The organism is Cellulosimicrobium marinum, from assembly GCF_020551945.1.
GTDB classification, from domain to species: Bacteria; Actinomycetota; Actinomycetes; order Actinomycetales; family Cellulomonadaceae; genus Cellulosimicrobium; species Cellulosimicrobium marinum.
Genome location: NZ_JAJBZH010000005.1, coordinates 283,490 through 308,018 on the forward strand (window position 1 = coordinate 283,490; position 24,529 = coordinate 308,018).

Consider the following 24,529-nt stretch of genomic DNA (forward strand, 5'->3'; position numbering starts at 1 on the left):
TCCGCCGCCGGGCGGGTTCACGGTGCACCGCGACGCCTGGGGCGTGCCGCACGTGCGGGCCGCCGACGAGCTCACGCTCGCGCGCGGCCAGGGCTACGTCACCGCGCTCGACCGGGGCTGGCAGATCGAGGTCGACCGGTGGCGCGCCGAGGGGCGGCTCGCCGAGCGGATCGGCGCCCCCGGTCTCGCGTGGGACCGCTTCGCCCACCGCGTGCGCCTCGCCGACACCGCGCGGCGCGCCTACGCGGCGCTCGCGGACGACGACCGCGCGTGGGTCGACGCGTACACCGCCGGCGTCGAGGAGGGCCTCGTGCGCGGGCGCGACGTCCCGGAGATGCACGCCCTCGCCGACCCCGCCTTCCCCGGCGGCGGCGACCTGCCCCCGCACGAACCCTGGCCCGCCTGGGCGCCGCTCGGCGTCTTCCTCGTCGCGCACGTCCTGTTCTCCGGCTTCCCGCACCTCCTGTGGCGCGACCACGTGGCCCGCACCCTCGGCGCCGCGGTCCCGCCCGAGCACGCGACCGCGATCCTCGACGTCCTCGCCGTCGACGGCGGGCCCACGTCCGGGTCGAACGCGTGGGCGCTCGCGGGCGCGCGCACGAGCAGCGGAGCCCCGCTGCTCGCCGGGGACCCGCACCGCCTCCTCGAGCTGCCCGGCGTCTACCAGCAGGTCCGGCTCGCGTGCGACGCCTACGACGTCGTGGGACTCGCCTTCCCCGGCGTCCCCGGCGTGCCCCACTTCGGGCACGCCGGGGACGCGGCGTGGGGCATCACCAACGCCATGGCCCACCACGTCGACGTGCTCGCCGAGCGCCTGACCCGCACGGCGGACGGCGGCGTGCAGGCGGACGGTCCCGACGGGCCCGAGCCCGTGGACGTCGTCGAGGCGACCGTGCGCGTCCGCACGGCCGGGGGTCCCGTCGAGCAGCGCGTCGAGACGTTCGAGACGGCGCGCGGCGTCGTCGTGACCGGAGGCCCGGGGGCCGCACCCACCTACGCCGTACGGCTGCCCGCACGCGTCGACGCCGACCTCGGCGTCGGGGCGTGGCGGCGGCTGCTGCACGCCCGCTCGGCGCACGACGTCACCGACGCGTTCACCGGCTGGGTCGACCCCGTCAACCGCGTCCTCGCCGCCGACCGCCGCACCGCCCTGAGCCTCACCGCGGGCCGCGTGCCCCGACGCACGGAGGCGGAGCGGGCGCTGCCCGTGCCGGCGTGGTCGGACGCCGCGCGCCCCCGGCCGCAGACCGACCTGCCCGCACCCGTCGTGGTCGAGGACGTCGCCGTCGACGCGAACGAGCGACCCGCACGCGCCGACATCGCGCTCGGGCACGTCTACGCCCCGCCCCACCGTGCGCGCCGCATCCGCGCCCTGCTCGCGACGACCGACGGCCCGCTCGGCCCCCTCGACCAGCAGCGCGTGCACGGCGACACCCACCTCCTCGGCGCCGAACCGCTCCTCGCCCGGCTCACCGACCCCCCGGACACCGGCGCCACCGGCACCACCGGCACCACGGCACCCCCGGACCCCGACGTCCTGCGCGCCGCAGCTCGCCTGCGCGCCTGGGACCGGCACATGGACGCCGACAGCCCCGACGCCGCGCTCTTCGCCGCCTGGCGCGCCACCCTCGTCCGCCGCGTCGCCGCGCACCCCGCGCTCACGCCCCTCCACGCACCCCACGGCCTCGACGAGATCTTCGCCCCCTGGCTCTCCGTCGTCGCCCGGGTCGGCGACGCGCTCCCCGCGCTCCTCGGAGCAGCGTGGCTCGGCATCGACGGACGGGCCGAGGCGTGGGCGGCGCTCGCGGAGACCGTCACGACCACGCGCACGACAACGGGCTCGCAGGCGGGCGACGGCTCGGTAGGCCGCTCAGGAGACGGGGCGGGCGCCCGGGTACCGACCTGGGGCGACGCGCACCGCGTCCTCGGCCTGCACGTGCTGCTCGACGTCCCGGGCGCCGACGCGCCGCGCGTGCCCGCGGTGCCGCTCTCCGGTGACACCGACACCGTGCGCTGCACCGCCAGCACGCCCGGGGTCACCGACACGTGCGTGCGCGGTTCGGTCGCCCGGTGGGTGTGGGACCTCGCCGACCGGGACGCCAGCCGCTGGGGCGTGCCCTTCGGGGCGAGCGGCGACCCGCGCTCGCCGCACTTCGCCGACCAGCACGCCGCGTGGGCCGACGCCACGACGGTGCCCGTCGTCACCGACTGGACCCGCCTCCGCCTCGAGGAGACCCGATGACCGCCGAACCCACCCGCACCTCGACGACCGACGGCGCCCCGGACGACGTCGTCACGGGGTGGCTGCCCACCGGTGCACCCGGCGAGCTCCTGCGTGCCCACGACCTGCCCGGCGGGGGGCGGGTGACGGTGCGCGTGCTCGACCCGGACCTCGACCTCGACGTGCTGCACGCGTGGGTCACGCAGCCACGGGCACGGTTCTGGGGCCTCGGCGAGCTGTCGCGCACCGAGCTGCGCGACCTCTACGCGTACGTGGGCTCGCTGGCCACGCACCACGCGTTCCTCGTGCGGTGGGACGAGGAGCCCGTGGTGCTGCTGCAGACCTACGAGCCGGCGCACGACCCCGTGGGCGAGGCGTACGCCGTGCTGCCCGGCGACGTCGGCATGCACCTGTTCCTCGGTGGTCGCGGGCCGCGCGGCACGCACCTGTGGGGTGTCCTCGGCGCTGTGCTCGTCGACTTCCTCTTCGCGGACGAGCGGGTACGGCGCGTCGTGGTGGAGCCGGACGTCGCGAACGCGCTCGCGCACGGGCGGATGCGGGCGATGGGCTTCGAGACGACCGAGCCGGTGCGGGTCGGGGAGAAGGACGCGCTCCTCGCGTTCCTCACCCGCGAGCGCGCCGCGGGTGCGCTCGCCGCGGCCCCGTTCCCGGTCGCCCCGCTCACCTGACGCGGGGTCAGGACGGGGCGTCGACGGCGTGACCCGCACCGCGCAGCGCGGCCGTCGCCTCCCCCAGACGCTGCTCGGGCACGAGCACGAGGTCGGCGTGGAACGTCGAGGCGACGAACACCGGGACGCGGGCGTCGGCGAGGGGCACCAGGACGGAGGCGAGGACGCCCGGTTCGTCGAGGGCGTGCGGGTCGCCGTACACCCCGGCCCACCGGTCCCCGTCGCCCCCGAACGGCGACGCGTGCCGCACCACGGTCAGGCCCTCCGGCGCGCGCACCAGCGCGACCCACTCGTCGTCCTCGGGGAACGTCGCCCCGGGGTCGTGGCCGAGGACGAAGCGGTCGGGCAGCACACGCAGGGCGCAGGGAGCAGGCATGGGCGCACGGTAACGCCCGGCGCCCACGCGCGGCCGGGGACACGTCTCAGTCGAGCAGCCCGACGGCGTAGCCGACGAAGAACAGGGCGGTGACGAGCGCGACACCGCCGATGACGGCGATCCACACCCACGGCACGGCGCGGGCCGGGCCGTGCTCCTCGTGGCCCTGCGGGGCACTGACCTGGTCCTCGGCAGGCGGGGTCTCGCCGGGCTGCACGTCGCCGCTCGCGGAGAAGTCGGCGGCGGGGGAGCGGCGCGGGGCGCCGGTGGGGTCGGGGTCCGGGTTCGTCATGCCCTCAGCGTGGGAGCTCGCGGAGCCGCTCGCACCCTGGTCCTCGGCCCTCAGCGGGCGAGACGCTCGACGACCGCGGCGTACAGCGGGGGGACGGCGGCCGCGAGAGGGACGATCGCGCCGCGCGCCGGGCCGGACGCCCAGGCGAGGAGCCCGGTCGTGAGGACCCGGTAGTCGCGCGTGGCCCGCTCCCACGCCCGCTCGTAGGCGTCGGCGTCGTCGAGGTGCCGCACCGCGGCCTCGGCCTGGGCGAGACCGACCCGGACCCCCTCGCCGGTGAGCGCGTCGACGTACCCCGAGGCGTCCCCGACGAGACGCACCCGGCCCGCGGTACGGCGTCGGGCACGGCGCCGCAGGGGGCCGGCGCCGAGGACCCGGCCGACGGTGCCCGCACCCGCGAGACGTGCCGCGAGCTCGGGGAACGCGTCGAGGTCTGCTGCCGGGGCGGACGAACCGCTGCGCCGCCCACCCCGGGAGGCGAGGACCGCGACACCCACGAGGTCCGGCGCGACGGGCGTCACGTACGCCTCCGCGTGGGCGGACCAGTGCACCTCGACGAGGTCCGTCCAGGGCGCCGTGCGGTAGTGCGTCCGCAGGCCGTAGCGGTCGCCGGCCGCACGGTAGGGGGCGCCGTCGAGCCCGGCGAGGCGGCGCACGGTGGAGTGCAGCCCGTCGCAGCCCAGGACGTGGCGCGCGCGCACGCGGACGAGCCCCGCGTCGTCGGGCGCCTCCCCGTGCGTGCGGGGGGAGAGGGCGGCGTCGACGCCGGACGGGTCCTGGTGCAGGTCGCGCAGCGTCGCGTGCCGCACCTGCGCGCCGAGCGCGAGCGCGCGGGCCCGCAGGGCGTCGTGCAGGGCGGTGCGTCGCACGCCGCGCCCGGGGCCCGCGGCGAACGCGTGGTCCGCGTGCCGCACGCCGCCGTGCCGGTCCGCGGCGCGGTAGCTGATCCCGGCGAGCGGGTGGCCGGGCGGGTCGACGCCGAGCGCGCGCACGGCGTCGAGCGCACCGGGGAGGAGGCCCTCGCCGCACGCCTTGTCGAGCGCGCCGTCGAGGACCGCGGCGCGGCGGTCCACGACCAGCACGTGGAGCCCGGCCTCGCGCGCGTGCACGGCGGCCGCCAGCCCGACGGGCCCGCCGCCCACGACGAGCACGTCGACGTGCTCGGTCACGGTGCGCCGCGGGCGACGAGCCCGAGGGCCCGCTCCTCCGCGGGGATGCGGAACCGCACGAGGAGGACGGCGTTGAGCACGGTGAAGACGAGGGCGGTCACCCACGACGTGTGCACGAGGGGGAGCGCGAACCCCTCCACGACCACCGCGACGTAGTTGGGGTGGCGCAGCCACCGGTACGGCCCGCGGTCCACGAGGGGCAGACCCGGCACGACGATGACGCGGGTGTTCCAGCGCTCCCCGAGCGTGGCGATGCACCACCAGCGCAGGCCCTGGCTCGCGAGGACGAGGGCGAGCATGGGCCACCCGAGCCAGGGCAGGAACGGGCGGTCCGCGAGCCACGCCTCCGCGACGCACGCGACGAGCAGACCCGTGTGCAGGGCGACCATCGCGGGGAAGTGGCCCCGGCCCGTCTCGACGCCGCCGCGCGCGAACGACCACCGTGCATGGCGGGCCGAGACCACGAGCTCGGCGAGCCGTTCCGCGGCGGTCGCGCCGACGAGCACGACGTACCAGGCGAGGCTCATCCCACCGCCCCCGCCGTGCGGGCACGCACGGGGCCGGACCGCGGCGGCCCCTCCAGGCGCAGCAGCACGAGCTCGGTGCTCACCCCCGGCCCGAACGCGACGAGCACGGCGGGCGACCCCGGCGGCGCCGTGGACGCCCCGAGCGTCGCGGCGAGCACGTGCAGCACCGACGCCGACGACAGGTTGCCCGCCTCCCGCAGGCTCGCGCGGCTGTGTCGCAGGTCCTGCTCGTCGAGCCCGACGGCGTCGCGCACCGCGTCCAGGACGCGCGGGCCGCCCGCGTGGACCACCCACGTCGGCACCTGCGACGGTGCGAGGTCGTGCTCCGTGAGCAGCGCCTTGACGTCGCCGAGCAGGTGCGCCCCGACGAGCTCCGGGAGCCGCGCCGACAGCACGATCTCGAACCCCGTGTCCCCGACGTGCCAGCCGAGGTCGCCCGTCGTGCCCGGGTGCAGGGTCGAGCGGGAGTCCACGACGCGCGCGGGCCGGTGCTCCGGGGCCGGCGACCCGGGGCGGGGGCGCGCCAGCGGGTGCTCGTCGCCGACGACGACGACCGCCGCGGCGCCGTCGCCGAACAGGCCCGTCGCCGCGAGGTTCGCCGTCGAGTCGTCACCGTGCTGCAGCGTGAGCGAGCACAGCTCGACCGCGACGAGCAGCGCGACGTCGCCCGGGCGCCCGCGCAGCACGTCGTCGGCGCGGGCGAGACCCGCGGCGCCGCCGGCGCACCCCCACCCGAACGAGGGCGTGCGCCGCACGTCGCCCCGCAGGCCGATGCGCTGCGCGAGCAGCACGTCGACCGACGGGGCGCCCAGCCCTGTCACGGACGTGAGGAGCACGTGGTCCACGTCCGACGCCGCGAGCCCCGCCCCGGCCAGCGCCTCCCGCGACGCCTGCTCCGCGAGGTCCGTCGCCACGCGCAGGAACACGTCGTTCGCCGCCCCGAACGTGCGCAGGTCGCCGTACGCGTCGAGCGGCAGGGCGAGGTGGCGCGACCCGACGCCCGCGTGGGCGTGCAGGCGGCGCGCGAGAGCCGCCCGCACCGGGTCGGTCGTGACGAGCGGGGCGATGACGTCGGAGATCTCGGTCTGGGTGTGGCGGCGGTCCGGCAGCGCGGTCCCGACCGCGACGACGCGCGACATGTCCGCATCGTCCCACCGGGGCCGGTCGCCCGCGCGGGGGAGCGGCACCCGTGCCGCGTCCCGTGCCGTGCCCCGTGCCCTGTCTCGGCCCCGCTGCTAGGTTCGCCGCATGCCGTCGCCGTCCGCGCCCGACGCGCCCGGGGGCTCCGCCGGGCCCGAGGGGTCCGGCGGGCCGGGTGCCGCCGCGACCGTGCGCGGGCTCGTCGTCGCCGCGCACGCCGCCCCGGCCGCGCTCGTCACCGGCCTCGCGTGCGCCCTGTCCGTGGGCGTCGGGTCCGGCGCCGGCACGGTCGCGCTCGTGACGGGAGCCGTCCTCGCCGGGCAGCTCTCCGTCGGCTGGTCCAACGACTGGCTCGACGCCGCGCGCGACCGGGCGGTCGGGCGCCCCGACAAGCCGGTCGTGGCGGGTCTCGTCACCGCGCCGACGCTGCGGACGGCCGCGCTCGCCGCTCTCGCCGTGTGCGCCGTGCTGTCCCTCGCCACCGGGCTCCTGCCCGGGCTCGTGCACCTCGCCGCCGTGGGGGGCGCGTGGGCGTACAACGCCCGCCTCAAGTCGACACCCTGGTCCTGGGTGCCCTACGCCGTGTCGTTCGCCCTCCTCGCCGTATTCGTCGTCCTCGCCGCGCCCGGTCCCGCCGTCCCGGCGCCGTGGGCGCTGCTCGCCGCAGCCCTGCTCGGCACGGGAGCGCACGTGGCCAACACCCTGCCCGACCTCGACGACGACGCGGCGACCGGCGTCCGCGGGCTGCCGCACCGGCTCGGGCGTCGCGGTGCGAGCGTCCTCGCCCCGGCGCTGCTCGGCGGGGCCGTCGCCGTCGTCGTCACGGCGCCCGCGGGACCCCCGGGTTCCGTCGCGTGGAGCGTCGGCGCGGCGGCGCTCGTGACCGCTGCGGCGGCCGGCGTGCTCGGCGCGACGCGTCCCGCGTCCCGGGCCCCGTTCGCGCTGTCCATGGCCGTCGCCGCCCTGTGCGTCGTCCTGCTCGTCCTCGCCGCGCCCGAGGTGGCCCTCACGCCATGACCGACGGCGCGTCGTCGTGCCCCTCGCGCGTGCCGCCCGTGGCCACGAGCCCGGCGACGACCGCCCGCGCCCCGGGCGGCGGGCGGCGGCCGTACGTCACCGCCAGCACCCGGCGCGACGCCCCGGGCAGGGGCGACGTCGCCACCCGGGCGTCGCGGTGGGCCCGCAGCGCGAGGTCCGGCAGCAGGGAGACCCCCGCCCCGGCGGCGACCAGCGCCTGCACGGCGACGTAGTCGTCCGTCTCGAACGCGATCCGCGGCGTGAAGCCCGCCCGCTCGCACCGGCCCACCAGGTCGGCGCGGCAGCGCGGGCACCCCGCGATCCACGGCTCGTCGGCGAACCGGGCGAGGTCGACCGCGCCGTCGTCCCCGGCACGCGTCACGACCGACAGCGGCGCGTCGAGCACCGGGACCGCGGCGAGCCCGTCCAGGTCCGCGGGGGAGCGGTCGTGCTCGAACACCAGCGCCACGTCGACCTCCCCGCGGCGCAGGGCACCGAGCGCCTCCGGCGGCTCGGCCTCCACGAGGCCCACCGCCAGACCGGGGTGCTCCGCACCGAGCCGCGCGACGACGTCGGGCACGAGCGTCGCGAGCGCCGACGGGAACGCGGCGAGCCGCACCCGGCCCGCCGCGAGCCCGGCCAGCGCCTCCACCTCCGCACGCGCCGCGCCCACGCGCCCCAGGATCTCCTCCGCCCGCGCCGCCAGCAGCCGGCCCGCCTCCGTCAGACGCACGCCCCGCCCCGCCCGCTCCGTCAGCGGCACCCCCACGTCCGCCTCCAGGCGCGCCAGGTGGTGGCTCACCGACGGCTGCGCGTAGTGCAGCACCCGCGCCGCCCCCGTCACCGATCCCTCCCGCGCCACGGCGGCGAGCACGCGCAACCTCGTCAGGTCCATGCTCCGAGCCTACGCATCGACGAGACCTATCGGTCGGCCGGGAACTGGCATTGGACCGATGCGTGGGCACGCGCCACCGTGGAGGGATGACCGCCACGACGCCCCCCGACCCCCTCGCGCCCCCGACCCTCCGGGACGTCCTCGACGCCCGGCGCCTGATCGCCCCGCACCTCGACCCCACGCCCGTGCGCACCTACGAGCCCCTCGACGCCACCACCGGCGCCCGGCTCGTCGTCAAGCACGAGAACCTCCAGCCCACCGGCGCGTTCAAGGTCCGCGGCGCGCTCAACCTCCTCCTGCGGGCCACGCCCGCCGACCGTGCCCGCGGCGTCGTCGCCTTCTCGACCGGCAACCACGCCCAGGCCGTCGCCCACGCCGCCCGCACCACCGGCACCCCCTGCACCGTCGTCATGCCCACCGACCCCAACCCCGCCAAGGCCCGCGCCGTCCGCGCCCTGGGCGCCGACCTCGTCCTCGCCGGCACCACGTTCGACGACGCCCGCGCGCACGCCGAGGCCCTCGCAGACTCCTCCGGCGCCCGCCTCGTGAGCGCCGCGAACGAGCCGCTCCTCGTCGCGGGCGTCGCGACGGCGTACCTCGAGCTCCTCGAGCAGGCACCGGACCTCGACGCCCTCGTCGTGCCCGTCGGCGGGGGCAGCGGGGCGGCGGCCGCGTGCCTCGTCGCCCGCGCGCTCGCGCCCGACGTCGAGGTGGTCGCGGTGCAGTCGTCCGCGTCGCCCGCGGCGTACGAGTCCTGGCGTACCGGCGAGCTGCGGACCGCCCGGAACACCAGCCGCGCCGAGGGACTGGCGACCGGGTGCGGCTTCGCGCTCACCCAGGCCGTCATGCGCGAGCACCTGGACGACTTCGTCCTCGTCGACGACGACGCCCTCGACCGGGCGTCCGCGCTCCTGCTCACCGGCGCGCGGACCGTCGCCGAGGGCGCCGGCGCCGCCGCCCTCGCCGCGGTCCTCGCCGACCCCGGTCGGTTCGCCGGCCGCCGCGTCGCCGTCGCGTGCACCGGCGGCAACGCGAGCCCCGCCGAGCTGCACCGCGTCCTCGCGACGGTCCCCACCTGACCGCCGGTCCACCCGCACGGCGGGGGACCGCAGCGGCGCCTAGGCTCGGATGATGGCCCGGTACCTGGACGTGCACCCCGACAACCCGCAGCCGCGCGCCGTCGCGCAGGTCGTCGACCTGCTGCGCGAGGGCGGCCTCGTCGCCTACCCGACCGACTCGGGCTACGCGCTCGGGTGCCGCATGGACGCGCGCGACGGCACCGAGCGCATCCGCCGGATCCGCCGGCTGGACGACAAGCACCACTTCACCCTCGTGTGCGCGGACTTCGCCCAGCTCGGCCACTTCGTCATGGTGGACAACGCGGTCTTCCGGGCGATCAAGGCCGCGACCCCCGGCCCGTACACGTTCGTCCTGCGTGCGACGTCCGAGGTGCCGCGCCGCCTCGCGCACCCGAAGAAGAGGACGGTGGGCGTGCGCATCCCCGCGGACCGGGTCGCGCAGGCGATCGTCGCGGAACTCGGCGAGCCCCTCCTGTCGAGCTCCCTCATCCTCCCGGGCGCCACGGAGGCGATGACCGACGGGTGGCAGATCAAGGAGGAGCTCGACCACGTCGTCGACGCCGTGGTGGACGGCGGGGAGCGCGGCAGCGCCCCGACCACCGTCGTCGACGCGTCCGACGGCGTGCCGGAGGTCGTGCGCGAGGGAGCGGGGGACCCGTCGCGCTTCGCGTGATCCCCCGGCCGTCACGCGGCGTGTGACCCGCGTCTCACCGGCCCGGCCGAGCCGCGGGAGCCCGCTCGCCCCTAGCATCGGCTCATGAGCAGCCCGACGCCCGGCACCGGCCTCGCCCTCTCGATCGACCGCATGCGCGCGGCCGGGGTCGCCCCCGCCGCCGTCGACGTCTTCACCCGCTTCTACCGGCTCCTCGAGTCCGGCGAGACGGGCCTCGTCCCCGAGGCGGACGTCGCGCCCCTCACCGACGTCGCCCACCGCGACGCGCTCGACGTCCCCGCCGCCGACGCCCGCGCCGCCCTCGAACGGACCGCGATCATCAAGCTCAACGGCGGTCTCGGCACCTCCATGGGCATGGACCGCGCGAAGTCGCTCCTCACCGTGCGCGACGCCGACCCCGACAGCGGCCGTACCGCGCCCCTGACGTTCCTCGACGTCATCGTGGCCCAGGTTCGCGCCGCCCGGCACGCCACCGGGGCGCGCCTGCCGCTGCTGCTCATGAACAGCTTCCGGACCCGGACGGACACGCTCGCGGCGCTCGCGCCCTACGAGGACCTGCGCGTCGACGGGCTCCCCCTCGACTTCCTGCAGAACCGTGAGCCCAAGCTGCGTGCCGACGACCTCACGCCGGTCGACTGGCCCGCCGACCCCGAGCTCGAGTGGTGCCCGCCCGGTCACGGCGACCTGTACACGGCGCTGCACGCCTCGGGCGTCGTCCGCGCCCTGCTGGACGCCGGGTTCCGGTACGCCAGCGTCTCCAACTCCGACAACCTCGGTGCCGCGCCCGACGCCGCCATGGCTGGCTGGTTAGCCGCCTCCGGCGCCCCGTTCGCCGCCGAGGTCGCCCGGCGCACGCCGGCGGACCGCAAGGGCGGACACCTCGTCGTGCGTCGCTCCGACGGCCGCCTCGTGCTGCGCGAGACGGCCCAGACGCCGGAGGCGGACCTCGACGCCGCCTCCGACATCTCCCGCCACCGGTACTTCAACACCAACAACCTGTGGTTCGACCTCGAGGCGCTGGCCGCCGAGCTCGACCGGACCGGGGGCGTGCTCGAGCTGCCGCTCATCCGGAACACGAAGACGGTCGACCCCACGGACCCGTCGTCCCCCGAGGTGGTGCAGATCGAGTCGGCCATGGGTGCCGCGGTCGAGGTGTTCGACGGCGCGGTGGCGATCGAGGTGGGCCGTGACCGGTTCCTGCCCGTGAAGACCACGAACGACCTGCTGGTGCTGCGCTCGGACGTGTACGACCTGGACGACGCCGCGCGCTTCGTCGCGCGCACGGACGCGCCGCTGGTCGACCTCGACCCGGCGCACTACAAGACCGTCGCCGGGTTCGACGCGCGCTTCGACGGCGGCACGCCGTCGCTCGTCGGGGCCCGGTCCCTCACGGTGCGCGGCGACTGGTCCTTCGGGTCGGGGGTGACGGTGACGGGCGACGCGGTGCTGCCCGACCCGGGCGGGGCTGCGCGGGTCGACGACGGCGCGGTCGTCGGGCCCGACGGCGCGAGCAGCTGACCGCGTCCCGGGCCTCCCGGGGTGTCGCGGCGCGGGTCAGCGGTCGAGGTCGACGACGCGGTCCGCGCCGCGCTCGGCCGTGAGCGACCCTGCGGTGGCCGCGGCGACGTCGGCGTCGAACCGGTCGAGGTCGGTGGGCGCGACGAGGAGGGTGAAGCGTGCGGTGTCCGCGTACCCGACCCCGGCGAGGACGGCGTCGTGGGCGTCCGCCCAGGACTGGAGCACGCCGTGCAGGCGCCCGGCCTCGGCGTGCGGCGCGTCCAGGGTGACCTCGGTCCGGACGGCGCGCCGCACGAGGGGTGCGGTGTCGAGGGCCTCGCTCACGGAGGTGGAGTAGGCGCGCACGAGTCCGCCGGCACCGAGCAGGACCCCGCCGAACCAGCGGGTGACCACGGCGACGACGTCGGTCACGTCGCGCTGGCGCAGCACCTCGAGCATGGGAACGCCCGCCGTCCCCGACGGCTCGCCGTCGTCGGACGAGCGCTGCTGGTCCGCGTGGGTCCCGACGATGAGGGCCACGCAGTGGTGCCGGGCGTCCCAGTGCTCCTTGCGCACGGCGGCGACGGCCGCGTCGGCCGCGGCGACGTCGGGCACCGGGACGAGGCGGGTGAGGAACCGGGACCGCTTGACGGCGAGCTCGTGCTCGACGACGCGGGCGATGGTCGCGGGGAGCGGTCTTCCGGGCGTCGGCACGTCCCGAGCGTACGGCCTGCGTGTCGGGACAGGAAAAGTGTGCCAAGCGCCGTAGGGTCGTCGCGTGACCCAGGACGCACCCCGGCCCACGACGACCGCCACCGCCCGGTACCCCCGCCCGACGGTGACCCTGACGGAGGCGGAGTGGGTGTGGCGGCTCCTCGCGACGGAGGCGCTGACCCAGGCCGCGAAGCCCGAGACCGTGCGGCTCGCCGTCGTCGCCGGTCTCACCCGCGCGACGGGAGCGCGCTACTCGGACCTCCTGCGCTGCACGGCGGACGCGATCGACCTCGGCCCGCGCACCGCGCGGGCGGGGGAGGGGAGGGTCGTGCTCGCGCACGGCAAGCACCGGGTGGTGCGCGAGCACGTGCTGAGCGCGAGCGTCGTCGTGGTGCTCCGACGGTGGATGGAGGTGCGGGAGGAGCTCGCCGCACCCCTGGAGGGCTCGGTGCCCCGGGCGCTGCTGCTCACCGTGCACCACACGCACGACAACGGGGTCACGGTCTCGAGCGGTCTGCCGATCACCAAGCAGGGTCTCGTGCTGTCGTGGCGACGGTTCGTGCACCGGACGAACGCCCGCTACGGCGCGGTGCGCTCGCCGCTGCCCACGCGCTTCGAGCAGGTGCGGCGGGCCTGGGTGGAGGCGTCAGGCCCCGCCGGGCCCGGAGGGTCGATCATCGGGCCCGGACTCGGCGCGGACGCCGGGCGGGACGCCCTCCTCGCCGCCGAGCTCCTCGAACAGGGTCACGTGGAGCCCGGCGGGGGCGTCGAACCGTGAGTTGAGCGAGCCCCAGGGCGTGCGCGTCGGGGGAGCGACGAGGCTCGCTCCGGCGTCGACGAGGCGCGCGGTGGCGGCTGCCGCGTCGTCGACCTCGAACGCGACGCGCAGGTGCGGTGCGACCTGCCGGCCGACCTCGACGTCGTCGATCGCGCGCTTGTGCGCGGGGTTGGCGATCTCGAGCGTGGCCCGACCGACGTCGAGGATCGCCACCCGGTCGTCCTCACCGTCGGCGTAGGCGATGCGCTCGGGCAGCCCGAGGACGTCCCGGTAGAAGGCGAGGGCGGCGTCGTAGTCGTCGGCCTCGACGACCAGGCGGAGCTGCCGGACACGGGGCGGCGTGGGGTCGGCCATCGCCGAAGTCTAGTCACGAGAATTAATAGTGTGCCAAGCGCTTCCAACACATCGCACTCACCCGAGAACATCGACCCACCGCAGCCGCGAGGGACGGGTCGGAGTCTCGGTAGTAACGGAACAGGATTGAGCGTTAGGGCTGGTCCCCGCGCTGGTGGGCAGGGTGTAGGACGTGCCGGTGGAGTACCTCAGTGGTGGGCAGGCGCCCGGGTTCGGGCGGTTCGGGGGTGAGCCGTCGGGTGCTGATCTGGAGCGGTTCTTCTACCTGGACGACTCGGACCGGTGTCTGATCGCGGACCGTCGTGGTGAGCACAACCGGTTGGGATTCGCGGTACAGCTGGGGACGGTGCGGTTTCTGGGGTCGTTTCTGGCCGACCCTCTGGATGTTCCGTGGGGCGTGGTGGACTACCTCGCGGCGCAGCTGGGGATCGCGGACCCGTCGGTCGTCAAGCGGTACGCGGAGCGGGTCGCTACGTCGAACTGAACCGCCCCGGCTTCCATGGAGGCTCTCAATGCACGGAGGATGAGAGTCATGGAAGCACCGAGGAAGTACCCGGACGAGCTCCGGGAGCGGGCGATCCGTTTGGCGGTCGACCTGCGGCGTGACCCGGCGACCCGCAAGGGCGCATTGGCGCGGGTCGGTGAGCAACTCGGGATCAACCCCGAGACGCTGCGCAACTGGGTCACGCAGGCCGAGGTCGACGCCGGTGACAGGCCGGGGACGACCACCTCTGACGCGCAACGGCTGGCCGAGCTTGAGCGCGAGAACCGCGAGCTGCGGCGGTCGAACGCGATCCTGCGCAGTGCTTCGGCTTTCTTCGCGTCAGTACCAGACTGAGGGTGGTCCGGCGGGGCTGGCTCGTTTCTTCGCTGCCCGTGTGGCCTTTCCGCGATGTGCCGCTCCGCCGGACCGGCGTCGGTGGTCGCGGGCGTGGCCTGATAGGAGCCTGCTCGCTCATCCTGCCCGACTGAGGCGTGCCCGCCCTCGATCATCGCCGCCGCCCTGGTAGACGCGATGGAGCTCGGGAGGCCCTAGATGACGGTCGTCGGGATCGACGCCCACAAGAACTGGCACACGCTCGTGGCGGTCGACGATGTCGGCAAGCGGCTGGCGGTCCTGACCGTCGAAGCCCGCGCAGCCGGTCACCGGCAGATTCTGTCCTGGCTGGAGCAGTTCGAGTCCGTGCAGGTGGCCGTCGAGGACTGTCGTCACCTCACTCGCCGCCTCGAGGCGGACCTGATCAACGCCGACCACCGGGTCGTGCGGGTCCACACCCGGTTGATGGCGGGCATGCGTCGCTCGGGCCGTGAACCGGGCAAGTCCGATCCCATCGATGCCGAGGCCGTGGCGCGGGTGGCGTAGCGGGAGGACGACCTTCCGACCGCCAAGTTCCCCGGCCCCATGCGGGAGGTCAAGCTGCTCTCGGACCACCGCCGAACCCTCGTCGCGCGCCGCACCGCGATGCAGTCCAAGGTGCGCTGGTTCCTGCACGAGCTCGACCCTGACCTGCGCGTTCCTTCCCGCGCGCTGCGCCGCTACCAGCTGTTGGACGAGCTGATCGACCACCTCGACGGGCGTCCCGGCGCCGTGGCCGAGATCGCCCGCGACCTGCTCGACGACATCCGATCGCTGACCCGCCGGATCAACGACATCGAGAAGCGCCTGGCCCGCCTCGTCGCAGTGAGCCACCCCAGCCTGCTCGAGGTGCCCGGGATGGGCGTGCTCGGCGCGGCGATGATCGTCGGCGAGACCGCCGGAGCCCGACGCTTCAAGTCCAAGGACTCCTTCGCCCGCTTCAACGGCACCGCCCCGATCCCGGTCTGGTCGGGCAACAAGGTCCGCGTCAGACTCTCGCGCGGCGGCAACCGCACCATCAACACCGCGTTACACATGGCCGCCGTCACCCAGGTCCGGATCGGTGCCGAGGGGTCCGTCTACTACGCCAAGCTCATCGCGGCCGGCAAGACCCGCACCGAGGCCCTGCGGCTACTGCGCAGGCGCATCTCCGACCGGGTAATCATCGCCATGCGCGCCGATGAGACACGACTCGATGCAGGACGCGCAGCAGCCCCAGAGTGCGGACCACGCGACGATAATCACGCGCTCACCGCCCTGCCCGCGGCGGCGTGAGGAGAGGGCAATTGACATAGGAGCATCGCGGAGCTCGACCGCCCGTCCGGCAGGTAGTGGCGTTCATCGACGACCACCGCCGCCGAGCACGCGGCGAACTACGGCGTCTACGGGGCGCGGAAGATGTGGAAGCACCTGCACCGCCTCGGCCACCCGGTCGGGCGCTGCCGCGTCGAACGCCTCATGCGGGCCGCTGACCTGCACGGAGCGGTCCGCGGCCGCGCGAAGCGCACGACGATCCCCGGCAAAGACGGGTGCAGGGCCCAGGACCTGGTCAACCGCGCGTTCACCGCGACGGCGCCGAACCAGCTGTGGGTCGCGGACTTCACCTACGTGCGGACCTGGGCGGGGTTCTGCTACGTCGCGTTCGTCATCGACGTGTTCTCGCGGACGATCATCGGCTGGAAGGCCGACACGAACATGCGCGCGGCACTGGTCACCGCCACCCTGGAGATGGCTGCCTGGACCCGGGGCCGGGCCGGGGTCGCGGACCTGAGCGGGCTCATCCATCACAGCGATGCCGGCGCCCGGCCGACGTCGCCCGCCTGTCCCCGCTCGGCGACACCCACATCAACGTGCTCGGCCGCTACGCCTTCACCCCCACCGTCCGCGAAGGCCTGCGACCACTACGCCAGCCCGACGCCCGGACGGTTGTCGACGACATCTGAGCCCTCGTCCCCCTGGCCGCCGCGGCGTTGCTCAGGGCAGGAGCCAGGTGATCGGCGTGCTCGGGTCCGATGCGGCGAAGGACCTGGTGAGGTATGCCTCGACGGTGATCGTGAGTACGTACTCGCACCACTCGCGGCGGGTGGATGCCGCGTGGTCGGACGCTGCTGCATAGTCCTCGTCCTGGGGAAGTTCGATCTTGATCCCGTAGGGGCCGGCGTTGTCGCCTGGGCGCCCGGCGACGGTGATCTGAAGGTCGTCATCCACGGCCCGCGCGTCGAGGAAGCGGACCTCCTGGCCGGAGGGCATCGTCGTGAACACGTCACGGACCATCTCGACGAGTTCGTCGGCTTCGACCGTCACGGGTACCTCCCACCAATCCTGAACGAGACCCCCGGTGGCGGCCGGGCAGACCCGGCCACCACCGGAGGGTGGCTACACGTTGATCGCGTTCTTGACCCAGCTCTCACACCAGGTGATGCCCTCACAGTAGGCCGTGATGACACCCTTGGGCGCCCCGTCGTTGAGCTTGACCGGGTTCACCACGACCCGCACAGTCCTGGTCGCAGCGACGCTGCAGAACCCGAACACATTGCACTTCACGTTGTGCACCGGCGTCCGTTAGACGTAGGAGCTGGCGCTCTCGACGATCCGCTCCTTCGGGTGCTGGGTCGTCGTCTTGGCCACGGCCGTCGTCAGGTTGTGCTTGTTCGTGACCTTGAGCCAGCCCCAAGTCGAGCTTCCCCAGCGCATCGCGACCGGCTTGCCCTTGTTGTCGTTCCAGCGCGACATCAGCTGGTACGGGTTGTTGGCGCCTGCTGCCTGGAGCTCGCGCCCGGGCAGTGGCACGACGCCGCCCGGCACCTGCCCGTTCTGGATCATCTCGATCTCCGCGCCGGACACCCCGACCTCGGCGAGTTCGGCGACCGGGAACGAGACTCCCTCGGGGACGTCACCGATCACCGAGAACGTCACCTCCTGGGTGCCATCGTCGACACCTTCGCCGGTGTTGGCGGCCGCGGCCGGTGCCCCCACGGCGACCATGGCGAGGACGGCCCCAACCGCTCACACTGCGCGGATCTTCTTGCTCTTCGTGCTCATGCTCGCTCCCTTGCCTCTGAGCTCGCCGCCCCCTGTGAGCTGCGACGCCGGCACCATATCGGGCGCCTCAGACACGACACCGGCACCGACTGCCGAGGCCGTCCTGGGTGAAGACTGGTCCCGCGCGGTCGCGGGCCTGCCGCCCGAGGAGATCTAGCCTCCGGGCTGCGCAGGACCGACGGCTCCCGTGGTCGCGGCGCGCAGGTAGGTGTAGACGGTCTCGCGGCTGATGCCGTACTCGGTCGCGAGGACGGTCTTGGGTTCCCCGGCGCGGGCGCGGGCGACGAGCTCGCTCGCCCGCTCGGGCGTCAGCGCCGGTCGACGGCCGTGGTAGGCGCCGCGGGCTTTCGCCGCGGCGATGCCCTCGGCCTGACGTTCACGGATCAGCGCGCGCTCGAACTCCGCGAACGCGCCCATCACGCTCAGCAGCAGCGTCGCCATCGGGGTGTCCTGCCCGGTGAACGTCAGCCGCTCGGAGACGAACGTGACCGCCACGCCCCTGTCCGTCAGCTGCCGCACGAGTCGGCGCAGGTCGTCCAGGTTCCGCGCCAGGCGGTCCATCGAGTGCACCAGCACCTCGTCGCCCTCGCGCACGAACGCCAGCAGCTCGACCAGCCGGGGCCGGCTCGCGTCCCGGCCGGAGGCCCGGTCCTCGAAGACACGCTCGACCTCGACCCCCTCAAGCTGGCGCGCCGTGCTCTGCTCCACCGTGCTCACCCGCACGTACCCGACTCGCACACCATCCCCCAACGTCCAGAAGAACTCATAGACCCTGCCGGACACGCGTCAGGCAACACCAATCCTGACCCTATCCTGACACGTCAAGCGGCCGCCATGACGCGTGGCGTACGGGTCTACCCCAACCTGACACCAGCCTTGGCGCTCAATCCTGTTCCGCTACTACCGAGACCCCAGGTCCGGCGCAGACGAGCGACGGGCCGTGCGAGGCGAGCCTGCGACGGGAACGACGAAGCCCTCCCGCTCGGGGAGGGCTTCGTCGTCGGGGGAGCGAGGGTGTGGTCAGGGCTGCCCGACGGCGCCCTTCTCGGCGTCCGCGGCGGCGGACGCCTCGCTGTCCGCACCGGCGGTGGACAGGTCGCCGCCGGTGGACTCCAGGTGGGCCCGGACGAACCAGTGGAAGAGCTCGAGGTCGTGCAGGTGGCCGATGAGGAGGTCGTTGGTGACGTCGTCGAGCTCCTCGGTGGCGGCGGCGGCCTCGCGGTGGTCGGTGATGACGCCGACGTACACCTCGTCGAGGGCGCCGAGGTGCGCGATCGTCGTCGCGCGCCCGAGGCCGTAGTCGTCCCACGTGCGGGCCGTGACGAGCGCGCCGGGGGTACCGACCGGGGACACGCCGAGGGTCGCGATGCGCTCGGCGATCGCGTCGACCATCGCCCGGACGGCGTCGACCTGCGGGTCGATCATCTCGTGCACGGCGATGAAGTGGGGGCCCACGACGTTCCAGTGGATGTGCTTGAGCGTGAGCTGGAGGTCGTTGAGGGCGTGCAGGCGCTCCTGGAGGATCGCCGCGACCTTCGCGCCCTCCTCGGGGGTGAGGGACGGGACGGTGTACTTGGGCAGGGACTTCGATGCGGCCATGGGGCGCCTCCTCGGGTCGGTTGCGCACGCCGCTGCGGCGGCGGACGGGCCGACGGCTCCGTCGTCACCCATCCTGGCCGGGCCGCCCTGGCCTCGCAGGTCGAGCGGCCCGGTCCCGGCGTGACGTCGGGCACCCCGGCCGTGCGTCGTGCGGTCAGCGCCGCGGCAGGACGAGCACCGTGAGCGCGGCGAGCGCGACACCGCCGAGGGCGACCCCGACGGGCGCGCCGTCGGTGCCCGCGAGGACGAGCAGGCCAACGCCGGCCACCTGGACGACGCCCTGGATGGTCGCGAAGCGGCGCAGGTCCGGCACGGTGGCCCGCAGCTCGGCGCGGGCCGATGGCGGGACGTGCGCGGACCACCACGCGAGCCGGGTCGTGAGGTGCCCGAGGGCGACGAGGGCGAGCGCGAGGGGGTCGAACGGCGCGTCGCCGTTGAGCAGCGCGAGCCCGCCGGCGACGAGGAGGATCTGGGGGCCGGGCGGCGCGCAGAAGAGGGTCACGGCGGCCCCTGCCGTCGCGGCGACCGCCCACAGGACCTCGGGGGTCCCGCCGACGAGCTCGAGCGCGACCCGGGCGAAGCCGGTCGCCACGAGCGCCAGCAGCGCGCGGACGGCGACGCCGTTGAACGTCCTGCCGGTGTCGACGTCGATGACGGGTTCTCGGGGCCGGGCGGGTGCGTCGGTGCGACGAGGGGCGGGGAGTCTCATCGGTGTCCTCCGTGCGCGGGACGGGGTGCCCGTGAGCGGCGCTGGTCGTGCCGTCGTGCCGCGAGCTCGAGCGCGGTGGCCGGTGACCCGCCCGTGGGGGACGTGGCCCGGAGGGCGGCGGGCTCGGCCCACCGGACGACGTCGACCCCTGCGGCGCGGAGCCGGGCGACGCGGTCGTCGCGCTCGCGCCGCGTGATCCGCCAGGCGAGGTCGACCCGTCGCGTGGCGTCGACGAGGTGGACGGGTGGCAGGGTGTCGACGACCACGACGACGTGGCCGGCGTCGTGCCACTGCCGGGCGAGGCGGGATCCCTCGTCGTCGAGCAGCGTGGAGAACAGGTAGACGGCGGACCCGGCGGGGACCTGGGGTGCGCGGAGCCGTGCGGACGGGTCTCCGACGGGCCGGGCGAGGGCGAGGCCGTGGAGGATGCGGCGCAGGTGGCGGCGTCCGCCGCCGGGGCGGACGGGGCGGCGGAGCTGGCCGAGGTCGTCGAGGGCGACGCGGTCTCCGGCGTCGAGGACGGCGCGGGCGACGGAGGCGGCGGCGTGCCGGGCGAGGTCGAGGGAGGTGGGTTCGTCGCGTCGCTGCCTGCCGACGCCTCCCCAGGTGGTGAGGTCGGGGCCGACCTCGTCGCGGGAGTCGAGGACGAGGACGACGGTGGCCTCGGCGGTGCCGAAGGTGCGGCGGACGTACAGCGTGTCGAGGGCGGGTGACCGGCGGGCGGTGGTGCGCCAGTCGACGCGGCGGGCGGCGTCGCCGGGGGTGATCGCGGCGACGTCGCGCAGCTCGCTCCCGTCGCCGGGGCGTCGGGACGTGTGGGGGCCCGCGAGGCCGCGCAGGCGTGAGGACAGGGGGACGCGGCCGAGCGGGACGGGGCGCGGGAGGACGAGGAGGCGCGGTCCGGTCGTGGTGGCGACGACGAGCTCCTCGACGCCCTCGGGCCCGTAAGCCACGTGGTCGACGCGGTAGGACTCCTGGGGGCCGGTGCGTGACGAGGCGGTGCGGACCGCGAGCTCGCGGTGGCCCGGTGCGAGGTCGACGACGCGTTCGGCGGTGAGGTCTCCGGTGGTCGCGACGCGGAAGCGGGCGAGCTGGGCGCCGGGCGGGCCGTCGAGGCGCAGCCGGGCGCCGAGGGTGCCGGCGGGGGCGTCGGGGTCGATCGTCACGGTGGCGGTGACAGGTGCGGCGGGCCGGTGCGTCCAGCCCCAGGTGGCGCTGAGGAGCGCGGGGAGGCCGAGCAGCGCGACGTCGGCCCGGCGGGCGAGCAGGCCGAGGCCGAGCAGGATCACGCCGACGGCCGTGCCCGCCGTGAGGGCCGTGGTGGTGCGCCACACCACGGGTGGGGCCGCGGTGCGGGTGGTGTCGCTCACCCGTTCCCGCCTGCGCGGGTCGCGACGGTCGCCGGTCCGGGCACGGTCCCGAGCAGGCTGCGGACCACGGACTCGGGGCGCAGGTCGGCGGCCCACGCGGCGGGGGTGAGGGTGAGCCGGTGGGCGAGGACGGGCACGGCGACGCGCTTGACGTCCTCGGGGAGCACGAAGTCGCGGCCGTCGAGGACGGCGACGGCGCGCGCGAGGAGGGCGAGGTTCTGGGACCCGCGGGGGGAGGCGCCGACCTCGAGGGCGTCGTGGGTGCGGGTCGCGGCGGCGAGGTCGACGCAGTAGCCGACGACGTCGAGGTCGATGTCGACGGCCTCGACGCCGGCCTGCATCGCGAGGACGGTCGCGGCGTCGACGACGCGGGCGACGGGCGCGTCCTCGTGGCGGCGGGCGATGCGCCGGGCGAGCACGTCGCGCTCCTCGTCGCGGTCGGGGTACCCGACGGACAGCCGCACCATGAACCGGTCGAGCTGCGCCTCCGGCAGGGGGTAGGTGCCCTCGTACTCGACGGGGTTCGACGTCGCCATGACGTGGAACGGGCGGGGCAGCGGGTGGGTCGTGCCCTCGACGCTGACCTGTCGCTCCGCCATCGACTCGAGGAGCGCGGACTGGGTCTTCGGCGCGGTGCGGTTGATCTCGTCGGCGAGGAAGATGCCGGTGAACACCGGGCCGGGGCGGAACTCGAACGTGCGCGTCGCAGGGTCGAACACGCTCGACCCGGTGATGTCGGACGGCAGCAGGTCGGGCGTGCACTGCAGGCGCGCGAAGTCGAGGCCGAGGGCGCGCGCGAGGCTGCGGGCCGCGAGGGTCTTGCCGAGTCCCGGGACGTCCTCGAGCAGCACGTGCCCCCCCGCGAGGACGGCCGCGAGCGCGAGCGTGAGGGGTTCGCGCATGCCGACGACGGCGGTGGCGACCTCGTCGAGCACGCGCTGGCCGTGGGTCGCGACGTCGGCGACGGGCAGCGCGTCGACCGGGGCGTGGGGGTGGGCGTCCTGGCGGGTGGTCAACGGGCTGTCCCTTCGTCGGGTGGAGTTGTGGCGAGCCGGTCGACGGCGTCGATCCAGGTCTCGAGGTCGTGCGGGGTCGGGCGGTCGCCGCCCTGGGCGAAGGTGTGCAGGGTGCGGGCGGCGTGGGCGCCGAGCAGGGGCGTGAGTCGGGCGACGGCGTCCGGTGCGGCGGCGTCGGTGCGGAGGCCGTGGCGGGCGAGCTGGTGGTCGACGAGGGCGACGGTGCGTCGTGCGGCGCGGTCGTTGACGCGCCCGTCCTTGCCGAGGATGGCCCAGCCGAGGTCGGAGACGTCGCGGCGTGCGCCGTGGCGCTGGGGTGCGGGCAGCCGGGGCCAGGTCGCGTCGCCGGTGTACCCGTTGCCGTACCAGAGCCACACGGCGCTGAGGACGACGGCGCCGTACCCGGCGGCGTGCGCGGGCGAGGCGCCGAGGACGACGGCGGCGATCGTGGCGAGCACGACGACGACGGTGGGGGCGGCGGCGCGGCGCAGGGGTGCGGGCAGGGCGTCGAGGAGCGCCCGGGTGGCGCGCCTCACGGTGCCGGGACCTCGCCGTCGGACGTGGCGCCGTCGGGCAGGACGTCGGGCCTGGCGTCGGCGGTGACGTCGAGGGTCGTCGCGAGGCGGGCGAGCGCCTCGCGGGCGCGGTGCACGTCGTGCGCGCCCACGTCGCCGTCGCGGAAGCGGGCCCGGTGGTAGAGGTCGCGCAGCGCCCGGACGGCGGCGGGGTCGGCCGGGGTGCGGTCGAGGACGGCGACGGTGAACTCCGTGGGGGTCTGGGCGTGGTCGCGCTGCGTGCCCGCGAGCGCCGCGGCGTCCTCGAGGGCGACCCAGGCGGCGACGACGGCGTCGCGTGGGGGGAGGGCGGGGTCGAGGGTGTGGTGGGCGTGGTGGACGGCGTCGCGGAGCCGGGGGAGGAGGGTGTCGTCGTCGGTGGTGGTGAGGGTGTCGCCGGGGGTGGCGTGGGCGGGGTCGTGGGTGGGGCGTCCGCGACGGATGCGGGTGGCGAGGTGGCGGGCGAGGGCGAGGAGGAGGACGAGGAGGGCGACGGCGGCGAGGGCGAGGAGGTAGTCGCCGAGTCCGAAGCCGCTCTGGTCGGTGAGGTCGGGCGGGGGTTCGGTGGGGGTGGGTGCGGGGGTGACGGGGGGTGGCTCGTACGGGTTGCTGGGGTCCTGGGCGAGGCGTCGGAGCCAGGCGGTGGGGGTCCAGGTGAGGGGTGGGGCGGTGGCGGCGGCGAGGAGGGTGAGGGTGGCGAGGGCGGTGGTGGTGAGGAAGCGGCGTGGGCCGGGGTGGGTGGTGCGCGGTGCCTGCTGCGGTGCCCCCTGCGGTGTGGTCATGGTTGGTCGGTCTCCCAGGCGTGGATGCCGGCTGCTGCGGCGGCGAGGAAGGCGGCGGGGTCGTCGTCGAGTCCGCGGCCCATGGTGGACAGGGGCACGGGGGTGGCGCGCAGGGCGTCGAGCAGGGCGGTGTCGGTGGTGACGTCGACGCGCCGGTGGTGCCCGGCGGGGGCGGTGAGGGCGGCGGCCTGGGTGGTGATGCGGTCGGTGAGCGCGGGTCCCCAGCCGGGGAGGTTCTCGACGTCGGGGGTGGGGGCGGGGACGACGAGGTCGGCGGGGGCGAGGGCGACGCGTCCGTAGGCGGTGAGGGAGTGGTGGGAGACGCCGAGGTGGCGGTCCCGGGGGTCGGCTCCGGAGACGCGCAGGGAGGCGACGGGGCGTCCGCGGAGGGCGGCGGTGGCGTTGAGCGCTTCTCCGGCGGCGACGCCGGAGTAGCCCCAGCGGGTGCCGGTGCCGAGGTTGCCGGGGCCCTGGGCGACGACGGCGAGGTCGGCGTCGGTGACGTGGCGGGCGGCGAGGAGGCCGGTGTGGGTGGTGACGGCCTCGTGGTCGCCGCCGTAGGCCTGGCCGACGGTGATGCAGGTGTGGAGCCACCCGGTGTCGCGGAGCGCGGCGACGGTGCGGGAGAACGCGGCGGGCAGGGCACCGCCGTCGGTCATGACGTAGGCGACGCGGGGGGCGGGGCTGCCTGCGCGGGCGGCGGCGTGGCGGGCGCCGGCGACGACGGCGGGCAGGGCGGAGTGGAGGTCGGCGACGACGACGGGCATGCCGTGGAGGGTGTCGGCGTCGCGCAGGGTGTCGTGGTGGGGGGACTCCTGCTCGTCGACGCCGAGGACGAGTGCCTGCAGGGGGGTGTAGCGGGCCTTGACGAGGTGCCCGGGGCCGGGCGCGGGGTCGGGCGGCAGGGGGGTGCCGGGGGTGGCGGGCCCGACGACGAGGGCGTAGCCGCCGGTGCCGAGCCCGCGGGCGAGGGCGGAGACGTTGAGGAGGACGGTGTCGCCGGTGTCGGGGGTGCCGACGAGGTGGGTGTAGGCGAGGGCGCGGACGGTGGTGCGCGGCGGTGCGGTGGGCAGGGGGTGGTCGAGGTCGACCGTGAGCTCCTGCGCGCCGGTCCAGGCCCGGCCGCGCGACACCACCTTGCCGGTTCGCCACGTGATCACGCCGCTCACCCTACAGAGCG

26 protein-coding genes and 4 pseudogenes are annotated in these 24,529 nt (G+C 75.7%); 12 read left to right on the forward strand and 18 right to left on the reverse strand.

The genetic code is table 11. From position 1 onward, the window contains the following. Positions 1-22: 22 nt before the first annotated feature. Complete coding sequence (locus tag LGQ04_RS13080; RefSeq protein ID WP_229244350.1) at positions 23-2,242, forward strand: penicillin acylase family protein; 2,220 nt, start codon at positions 23-25, stop codon at positions 2,240-2,242. Next, a complete protein-coding gene (locus LGQ04_RS13085) occupies positions 2,239-2,910 on the forward strand; it encodes a GNAT family N-acetyltransferase (protein WP_229244352.1) in 672 nt (223 codons plus the stop codon). Before LGQ04_RS13080 ends, LGQ04_RS13085 begins: the two co-directional genes overlap by 4 nt. Positions 2,911-2,917: 7 nt before the next feature. Here LGQ04_RS13085 and LGQ04_RS13090 read toward each other — a convergent pair whose 3' ends face one another. The 5 genes from LGQ04_RS13090 to LGQ04_RS13110 are packed head-to-tail and all read right to left on the reverse strand — an operon-like array spanning position 2,918 to position 6,413. Continuing rightward, complete coding sequence (locus tag LGQ04_RS13090) at positions 2,918-3,286, reverse strand: ACT domain-containing protein (RefSeq protein WP_229244354.1); 369 nt, start codon at positions 3,284-3,286, stop codon at positions 2,918-2,920. A gap of 46 nt (positions 3,287-3,332) precedes the next feature. Next, the gene (locus tag LGQ04_RS13095) at positions 3,333-3,578 is read right to left on the reverse strand and encodes a DUF6480 family protein (RefSeq protein WP_229244356.1); all 246 of its coding nucleotides are present in this window, start codon (positions 3,576-3,578) and stop codon (positions 3,333-3,335) included. Positions 3,579-3,628: 50 nt separating this feature from the next. Continuing rightward, on the reverse strand, positions 3,629-4,747 hold the full coding sequence (locus LGQ04_RS13100) for an NAD(P)/FAD-dependent oxidoreductase (protein ID WP_229244358.1): 1,119 nt from the start codon (positions 4,745-4,747) through the stop codon (positions 3,629-3,631). Next, complete coding sequence (locus LGQ04_RS13105; protein ID WP_229244360.1) at positions 4,744-5,274, reverse strand: isoprenylcysteine carboxyl methyltransferase family protein; 531 nt, start codon at positions 5,272-5,274, stop codon at positions 4,744-4,746. Before LGQ04_RS13105 ends, LGQ04_RS13100 begins: the two co-directional genes overlap by 4 nt. Further along, complete coding sequence (locus tag LGQ04_RS13110) at positions 5,271-6,413, reverse strand: type III polyketide synthase (protein ID WP_229244361.1); 1,143 nt, start codon at positions 6,411-6,413, stop codon at positions 5,271-5,273. Before LGQ04_RS13110 ends, LGQ04_RS13105 begins: the two co-directional genes overlap by 4 nt. Positions 6,414-6,522: 109 nt before the next feature. Here LGQ04_RS13110 and LGQ04_RS13115 point away from each other — a divergent pair, with 109 nt between their 5' ends. Then, positions 6,523-7,431, forward strand: coding sequence for a UbiA family prenyltransferase (locus LGQ04_RS13115; RefSeq protein WP_229244363.1), 909 nt, complete (start codon positions 6,523-6,525; stop codon positions 7,429-7,431). Here the strand turns inward: LGQ04_RS13115 and LGQ04_RS13120 are convergent. Continuing rightward, a complete protein-coding gene (locus tag LGQ04_RS13120; protein WP_229244364.1) occupies positions 7,421-8,326 on the reverse strand; it encodes a LysR family transcriptional regulator in 906 nt (301 codons plus the stop codon). The genes LGQ04_RS13115 and LGQ04_RS13120 overlap by 11 nt on opposite strands. 86 nt (positions 8,327-8,412) lie before the next feature. Between LGQ04_RS13120 and LGQ04_RS13125 the strand changes: the two genes are divergently transcribed. From LGQ04_RS13125 to LGQ04_RS13135, 3 genes are all read left to right on the forward strand, one after another. Next, the gene (locus tag LGQ04_RS13125) at positions 8,413-9,405 is read left to right on the forward strand and encodes a threonine ammonia-lyase (protein ID WP_229244366.1); all 993 of its coding nucleotides are present in this window, start codon (positions 8,413-8,415) and stop codon (positions 9,403-9,405) included. 52 nt (positions 9,406-9,457) lie between these two features. Continuing rightward, positions 9,458-10,078 carry an L-threonylcarbamoyladenylate synthase gene (locus LGQ04_RS13130; RefSeq protein ID WP_229244367.1) on the forward strand — a complete coding sequence of 207 codons (621 nt, stop codon included), beginning with the start codon at positions 9,458-9,460 and terminating at the stop codon, positions 10,076-10,078. Positions 10,079-10,162: 84 nt separating this feature from the next. Beyond that, positions 10,163-11,596 (forward strand): UTP--glucose-1-phosphate uridylyltransferase, encoded by a 1,434-nt coding sequence (locus LGQ04_RS13135; RefSeq protein ID WP_229244369.1) that lies wholly within the window; start codon positions 10,163-10,165, stop codon positions 11,594-11,596. Positions 11,597-11,632: 36 nt separating this feature from the next. On the opposite strand, the gene LGQ04_RS13140 is transcribed toward LGQ04_RS13135, so the two are convergent. Then, positions 11,633-12,289: an IMPACT family protein gene (locus tag LGQ04_RS13140; protein ID WP_229244373.1), complete on the reverse strand. Its 657-nt coding sequence runs from the start codon at positions 12,287-12,289 to the stop codon at positions 11,633-11,635. A gap of 148 nt (positions 12,290-12,437) precedes the next feature. Here LGQ04_RS13140 and LGQ04_RS13145 point away from each other — a divergent pair. Further along, positions 12,438-12,857, forward strand: a pseudogene (locus tag LGQ04_RS13145) (tyrosine-type recombinase/integrase); the annotation flags it as partial. A 78-nt stretch (positions 12,858-12,935) separates the two neighbouring features. Here the strand turns inward: LGQ04_RS13145 and LGQ04_RS13150 are convergent. After that, entirely contained in the window at positions 12,936-13,421 is a 486-nt protein-coding gene (locus tag LGQ04_RS13150) for a VOC family protein (RefSeq protein WP_229244374.1), read from the reverse strand. Positions 13,422-13,593: 172 nt separating this feature from the next. Between LGQ04_RS13150 and LGQ04_RS13155 the strand changes: the two are divergent. The 5 genes and pseudogenes from LGQ04_RS13155 to LGQ04_RS13175 form a co-directional block, all read left to right on the forward strand. Beyond that, a pseudogene (locus LGQ04_RS13155) lies at positions 13,594-13,896 on the forward strand (DUF4158 domain-containing protein); the annotation flags it as partial. A 57-nt stretch (positions 13,897-13,953) separates the two neighbouring features. Beyond that, positions 13,954-14,244: pseudogene (locus LGQ04_RS13160) on the forward strand (transposase); the annotation flags it as partial. A gap of 213 nt (positions 14,245-14,457) precedes the next feature. Beyond that, complete coding sequence (locus LGQ04_RS13165; protein WP_229244376.1) at positions 14,458-14,784, forward strand: IS110 family transposase; 327 nt, start codon at positions 14,458-14,460, stop codon at positions 14,782-14,784. A 39-nt stretch (positions 14,785-14,823) separates the two neighbouring features. Further along, positions 14,824-15,552, forward strand: coding sequence for a transposase (locus tag LGQ04_RS13170; RefSeq protein ID WP_229244377.1), 729 nt, complete (start codon positions 14,824-14,826; stop codon positions 15,550-15,552). Positions 15,553-15,651: 99 nt separating this feature from the next. Further along, a pseudogene (locus LGQ04_RS13175) lies at positions 15,652-16,038 on the forward strand (DDE-type integrase/transposase/recombinase); the annotation flags it as partial. Positions 16,039-16,251: 213 nt separating this feature from the next. On the opposite strand, the gene LGQ04_RS13180 reads toward LGQ04_RS13175, so the two are convergent. From LGQ04_RS13180 to LGQ04_RS13225, 10 genes are all read right to left on the reverse strand, one after another. Next, positions 16,252-16,581 (reverse strand): hypothetical protein, encoded by a 330-nt coding sequence (locus tag LGQ04_RS13180; protein ID WP_229244378.1) that lies wholly within the window; start codon positions 16,579-16,581, stop codon positions 16,252-16,254. A gap of 258 nt (positions 16,582-16,839) precedes the next feature. Further along, positions 16,840-17,262, reverse strand: a complete 423-nt coding sequence (locus tag LGQ04_RS13185) for a hypothetical protein (RefSeq protein ID WP_229244379.1) — start codon at positions 17,260-17,262, stop codon at positions 16,840-16,842. A 210-nt stretch (positions 17,263-17,472) separates the two neighbouring features. Next, entirely contained in the window at positions 17,473-18,057 is a 585-nt protein-coding gene (locus tag LGQ04_RS13190) for a recombinase family protein (RefSeq protein ID WP_443654132.1), read from the reverse strand. A gap of 282 nt (positions 18,058-18,339) precedes the next feature. Beyond that, positions 18,340-18,918, reverse strand: a complete 579-nt coding sequence (locus LGQ04_RS13195; RefSeq protein WP_229244380.1) for a Dps family protein — start codon at positions 18,916-18,918, stop codon at positions 18,340-18,342. Positions 18,919-19,072: 154 nt separating this feature from the next. After that, on the reverse strand, positions 19,073-19,627 hold the full coding sequence (locus LGQ04_RS13200; protein WP_229244381.1) for a hypothetical protein: 555 nt from the start codon (positions 19,625-19,627) through the stop codon (positions 19,073-19,075). Continuing rightward, complete coding sequence (locus tag LGQ04_RS17810; protein WP_229244382.1) at positions 19,624-20,997, reverse strand: DUF58 domain-containing protein; 1,374 nt, start codon at positions 20,995-20,997, stop codon at positions 19,624-19,626. The genes LGQ04_RS13200 and LGQ04_RS17810 overlap by 4 nt, the downstream gene beginning before the upstream one ends. Beyond that, on the reverse strand, positions 20,994-22,013 hold the full coding sequence (locus LGQ04_RS13210; RefSeq protein WP_229244383.1) for an AAA family ATPase: 1,020 nt from the start codon (positions 22,011-22,013) through the stop codon (positions 20,994-20,996). The genes LGQ04_RS17810 and LGQ04_RS13210 overlap by 4 nt, the downstream gene beginning before the upstream one ends. After that, a complete protein-coding gene (locus LGQ04_RS13215; protein WP_229244384.1) occupies positions 22,010-22,549 on the reverse strand; it encodes a hypothetical protein in 540 nt (179 codons plus the stop codon). The genes LGQ04_RS13210 and LGQ04_RS13215 overlap by 4 nt, the downstream gene beginning before the upstream one ends. Further along, a complete protein-coding gene (locus tag LGQ04_RS13220; protein WP_229244385.1) occupies positions 22,546-23,349 on the reverse strand; it encodes a DUF4129 domain-containing protein in 804 nt (267 codons plus the stop codon). The genes LGQ04_RS13215 and LGQ04_RS13220 overlap by 4 nt, the downstream gene beginning before the upstream one ends. After that, positions 23,346-24,509 carry a DUF3866 family protein gene (locus LGQ04_RS13225; protein ID WP_229244386.1) on the reverse strand — a complete coding sequence of 388 codons (1,164 nt, stop codon included), beginning with the start codon at positions 24,507-24,509 and terminating at the stop codon, positions 23,346-23,348. The genes LGQ04_RS13220 and LGQ04_RS13225 overlap by 4 nt, the downstream gene beginning before the upstream one ends. Positions 24,510-24,529 lie beyond the last annotated feature (20 nt).

Coding starts and splice junctions, on each gene's coding strand:
- LGQ04_RS13085 (WP_229244352.1), top strand. CDS start 2,239: ATGACCGCCGAACCCACCCGCACCTCGACGACCGACGGCGCCCCGGAC.
- LGQ04_RS13090 (WP_229244354.1), bottom strand. CDS start 3,286: ATGCCTGCTCCCTGCGCCCTGCGTGTGCTGCCCGACCGCTTCGTCCTC.
- LGQ04_RS13095 (WP_229244356.1), bottom strand. CDS start 3,578: ATGACGAACCCGGACCCCGACCCCACCGGCGCCCCGCGCCGCTCCCCC.
- LGQ04_RS13105 (WP_229244360.1), bottom strand. CDS start 5,274: ATGAGCCTCGCCTGGTACGTCGTGCTCGTCGGCGCGACCGCCGCGGAA.
- LGQ04_RS13110 (WP_229244361.1), bottom strand. CDS start 6,413: ATGTCGCGCGTCGTCGCGGTCGGGACCGCGCTGCCGGACCGCCGCCAC.
- LGQ04_RS13115 (WP_229244363.1), top strand. CDS start 6,523: ATGCCGTCGCCGTCCGCGCCCGACGCGCCCGGGGGCTCCGCCGGGCCC.
- LGQ04_RS13120 (WP_229244364.1), bottom strand. CDS start 8,326: ATGGACCTGACGAGGTTGCGCGTGCTCGCCGCCGTGGCGCGGGAGGGA.
- LGQ04_RS13125 (WP_229244366.1), top strand. CDS start 8,413: ATGACCGCCACGACGCCCCCCGACCCCCTCGCGCCCCCGACCCTCCGG.
- LGQ04_RS13130 (WP_229244367.1), top strand. CDS start 9,458: ATGGCCCGGTACCTGGACGTGCACCCCGACAACCCGCAGCCGCGCGCC.
- LGQ04_RS13135 (WP_229244369.1), top strand. CDS start 10,163: ATGAGCAGCCCGACGCCCGGCACCGGCCTCGCCCTCTCGATCGACCGC.
- LGQ04_RS13150 (WP_229244374.1), bottom strand. CDS start 13,421: ATGGCCGACCCCACGCCGCCCCGTGTCCGGCAGCTCCGCCTGGTCGTC.
- LGQ04_RS13165 (WP_229244376.1), top strand. CDS start 14,458: ATGACGGTCGTCGGGATCGACGCCCACAAGAACTGGCACACGCTCGTG.
- LGQ04_RS13170 (WP_229244377.1), top strand. CDS start 14,824: ATGCGGGAGGTCAAGCTGCTCTCGGACCACCGCCGAACCCTCGTCGCG.
- LGQ04_RS13185 (WP_229244379.1), bottom strand. CDS start 17,262: ATGGTCGCCGTGGGGGCACCGGCCGCGGCCGCCAACACCGGCGAAGGT.
- LGQ04_RS13195 (WP_229244380.1), bottom strand. CDS start 18,918: ATGGCCGCATCGAAGTCCCTGCCCAAGTACACCGTCCCGTCCCTCACC.
- LGQ04_RS13200 (WP_229244381.1), bottom strand. CDS start 19,627: ATGAGACTCCCCGCCCCTCGTCGCACCGACGCACCCGCCCGGCCCCGA.
- LGQ04_RS13220 (WP_229244385.1), bottom strand. CDS start 23,349: ATGACCACACCGCAGGGGGCACCGCAGCAGGCACCGCGCACCACCCAC.